Genomic DNA, 2,919 nt, shown 5'->3' with positions numbered 1-2,919 from the left:
CCACCTCGACCAATATGGTGGGTATAGCTCAGTTGGTTAGAGCGCCAGATTGTGGCTCTGGAGGCCGTGAGTTCGAATCTCATTATCCACCCCAAATGAGGCGGCATAGCCAAGTGGTAAGGCAGTGGACTGCAACTCCTTGATCCTCAGTTCAAATCTGGGTGCCGCCTCCAATTTTATTTGCGCTTATAGCTCAACTGGATAGAGTGTCTGACTACGAATCAGAAGGTTGGGGGTTCGAGTCCCTCTGGGCGCACCACAAAACAATATGGGATTATAGCTCAGCTGGGAGAGCACCTGCCTTACAAGCAGGGGGTCACAGGTTCGAGCCCTGTTAATCCCACCAGTAAACCTTAACTAATATATTAGTTAAGGTTTTTTTATGTTCTTATATGAACAAAGTAGTACTGATGTATATATAGTGATATATTAGGATAGAATCTAGGGGTAAGAACTTATATTAATATAAGGAGGAGCATATATGCCTAGGTTTTTAAAAAGAAATATAAAAGAAAAACAAGATATGGTAGTAGAAATAAAAAGGGCTTATTCAGACATAAAGAGTGCAGAAATATTTTTTCAAAATGTTATTGATCCAGAATTAATAGATGTAGCTATATTTGAATTAGAGGCTCGTAAGTCAAGATATTCTTATTTATTAAAGCAAGCCAAGCAAAAAGGAGTATCTTATAACTGCTCTGAAGATTTTATAAAAGTTGTTGCAAAGTAGAAATTATATAATTAATTTAATTATACATTCATAGTATTATGTAGGGAGGGATAATATTATGGATGCTGTTATGCAAGTTAAATTAATAATGTTATATAGTGGAGTTTTATTATCTATATATATAATAGCGCTTTTATTAGTTGGACCACTTAACTTTGTAGGTAAAATAGTAATGAGAGGCTTATTTGGAGGAACAGCTATATTTGCACTAAATTATATATTAAACTTACTAGATGTAGATTTTTATATAGGAGTAAATGTAATAACATCTCTGATAACAGGTTATTTAGGGGTATTTGGTATCGCTGTTATGTCTTGTATAAAGTATATATTCATTTAAATTAAAATAAATAGTTACAATATGTATTTATGTACTTTTATTTTATATAATTATTATTTATAATATCTTACATATTAAATATTACGCCAGGAGATGATAGACATGTATGTTGTATTTGGAGATACTATTGTAGATAGCCAAGAAATAAGAGAAACTATAGAAGTAAATAGTGATTTTAAAGTACTAGTAGATATGAGCAAAAGTTCAAAAAGAGAAGATATAGTTGCATTTAATATAAGCTTGGATATTAATGTATTAAAAGAGGTAATAGAAGAAGATGGATATGATCTAGACAGTGAAGATGAGGGTGATATAATAAATGAATATATGCAAATAGCAGATGAGCTAGCGATTGATTTAGAGGAATATATGCCTGAAGAATCAATTATTAGAGTAAGGGCTTATAAGTATGATCAATCAGATCAAGATATAAAAATGGTAATAGCTATTTGTCATGAAGAATTAGGGGAATTAAAATTAAATGATGTTATTAAAAGACTACTAAGACATGCAGAATAATTAAATAAGTGTAGACATAGGAATTATATCAAAAAACAAGTGGATTTTATAACTTAATTTTAAATTAAAATTTAATGTGTAGAAAATAGCAACTAAATTGTAAATTTAAAAAAGTATTCTGCAAAAAATAGACTTTAAAGAAGGAAAAAATATATATTCCATAGAACTATAATAATAAATTAATTATAAGTTATAGGAAGTGATTATTATGAAAAGAACATCATCAAAAGTGATATATTTTCAGAGTTATAAAAGAAAAAAGCATATACAAGAAGTAGATAGAAAAGAGTTATTAGAACTAATAAAAAAAGTAGTAACAACAAAGTAAAAAGGAGCAAAATGCTCCTTTTTTAATTACAAAGATATTATAATTTATTCTGAGACCTAATAAATTAATTGATAAAATTGAACTTTGCATTACTTTCTCAAGATGATTATAGATGTAATAACAGATATATAATTATATAAAGTGTTTTATGACATTCTTAAGTTATTTATATAATCCTTAAATTGGTTAAATTCATTTTCATCATCTAATTCTAATTCTATAGATTTATCTCTTTCATTATAAAAATTTTTTAAATAAATAGTATGTTTTTGATTTTCTGAAGTATCATGATATATACATCTATATCCATCTTCATAAAGATTTTTTAAATCATTAAACTTAGTCATAGTAACACCACCTTTAAATGTATTTATTTATTAATATTTTTGCAATAAACCTTGATATATATACATCTTAAAGTTTTTAAGATAAGTCACATTTTAAACGATATAAATGGTTATACTTTTAATAAATGTTAATAAAAATTATTGGAGGTATAAACAATATGAATAATATAAGAGATGAAAGAAAAAGAACAGATGAAGGATACTATGATTTAACTTTAGAAATGTCTGAGGCAGATTTCTTTGAAATATATGAAGATGTAGACTCTAAGTCTGCTGAAGATTTAGTGAGAAATTATCTAGTAAACAGTGCAGATGATGCTAGATTTAGAAATCTAAAGATAAACTACAATAAAAATGCACATAGAGTAACAGTTACTGGTGAATTATTATATGACCACAATATGCATACTGATTATCAGTTTGAACACAGAGGACAATTGAAATAACTCTATAAAAAGGCCTTTTTTATAAAAAGAGGCCTTTAAATAATAAATTTTAAAATAAGTGTTGACTTAATATAAAACACATGATATATTATTACTTGTCCTTAAGAAAAGGATAAAACAAAATTGAACTTTGAAAATTAAACAGTAGGTCAATTAACACACCATTTATTTATAAAGTAATGCCAAGTTTATCATGAGAGTTTGATCCT

5 protein-coding genes and 4 tRNA genes are annotated in these 2,919 nt (G+C 27.3%); 8 read left to right on the top strand and 1 reads right to left on the bottom strand.

Features of this window, described 5'->3' with window-relative positions:
* Positions 1–17: 17 nt before the first annotated feature.
* The 7 genes from BS62_RS15145 to BS62_RS15115 all read left to right on the top strand — a co-directional run bounded on the left by BS62_RS15145 (position 18) and on the right by BS62_RS15115 (position 1,589).
* A tRNA-His gene (locus BS62_RS15145) sits at positions 18–94 on the top strand.
* Positions 95–99: 5 nt separating this feature from the next.
* Positions 100–173, top strand: a tRNA-Cys gene (locus tag BS62_RS15140).
* A 9-nt stretch (positions 174–182) separates the two neighbouring features.
* Positions 183–259 (top strand) — tRNA-Arg (locus BS62_RS15135).
* Positions 260–270: 11 nt separating this feature from the next.
* Positions 271–346: transfer RNA gene (locus BS62_RS15130), tRNA-Val, on the top strand.
* Between the two features lie 135 nt (positions 347–481).
* Positions 482–730: a DUF2508 family protein gene (locus tag BS62_RS15125; protein WP_496492089.1), complete on the top strand. Its 249-nt coding sequence runs from the start codon at positions 482–484 to the stop codon at positions 728–730.
* Between the two features lie 58 nt (positions 731–788).
* Positions 789–1,070: a pro-sigmaK processing inhibitor BofA family protein gene (locus BS62_RS15120; protein WP_496492088.1), complete on the top strand. Its 282-nt coding sequence runs from the start codon at positions 789–791 to the stop codon at positions 1,068–1,070.
* A 102-nt stretch (positions 1,071–1,172) separates the two neighbouring features.
* Positions 1,173–1,589: a hypothetical protein gene (locus tag BS62_RS15115; protein WP_496492087.1), complete on the top strand. Its 417-nt coding sequence runs from the start codon at positions 1,173–1,175 to the stop codon at positions 1,587–1,589.
* Positions 1,590–2,063: 474 nt separating this feature from the next.
* On the opposite strand, the gene BS62_RS15110 is transcribed toward BS62_RS15115, so the two are convergent.
* The gene (locus tag BS62_RS15110; protein ID WP_496492086.1) at positions 2,064–2,264 is read right to left on the bottom strand and encodes a hypothetical protein; all 201 of its coding nucleotides are present in this window, start codon (positions 2,262–2,264) and stop codon (positions 2,064–2,066) included.
* A 158-nt stretch (positions 2,265–2,422) separates the two neighbouring features.
* On the opposite strand from BS62_RS15110, the gene BS62_RS15105 reads away from it, so the two are divergent.
* Positions 2,423–2,710, top strand: a complete 288-nt coding sequence (locus BS62_RS15105; protein ID WP_496492085.1) for a hypothetical protein — start codon at positions 2,423–2,425, stop codon at positions 2,708–2,710.
* The last annotated feature ends 209 nt before the right edge of the window (positions 2,711–2,919 follow it).

This window comes from Sporacetigenium mesophilum DSM 16796 (assembly GCF_059569055.1).
The sequence above is the reverse complement of the archived record's forward strand: the minus strand, read 5'-3'. Positions and strand labels throughout refer to the sequence as shown.

Bases quoted from the DNA above. Each gene is read 5' to 3' on its own strand.
- BS62_RS15105 (WP_496492085.1), top strand. From the start codon at position 2,423: ATGAATAATATAAGAGATGAAAGAAAAAGAACAGATGAAGGATACTAT.
- BS62_RS15110 (WP_496492086.1), bottom strand. From the start codon at position 2,264: ATGACTAAGTTTAATGATTTAAAAAATCTTTATGAAGATGGATATAGA.
- BS62_RS15115 (WP_496492087.1), top strand. From the start codon at position 1,173: ATGTATGTTGTATTTGGAGATACTATTGTAGATAGCCAAGAAATAAGA.
- BS62_RS15120 (WP_496492088.1), top strand. From the start codon at position 789: ATGGATGCTGTTATGCAAGTTAAATTAATAATGTTATATAGTGGAGTT.
- BS62_RS15125 (WP_496492089.1), top strand. From the start codon at position 482: ATGCCTAGGTTTTTAAAAAGAAATATAAAAGAAAAACAAGATATGGTA.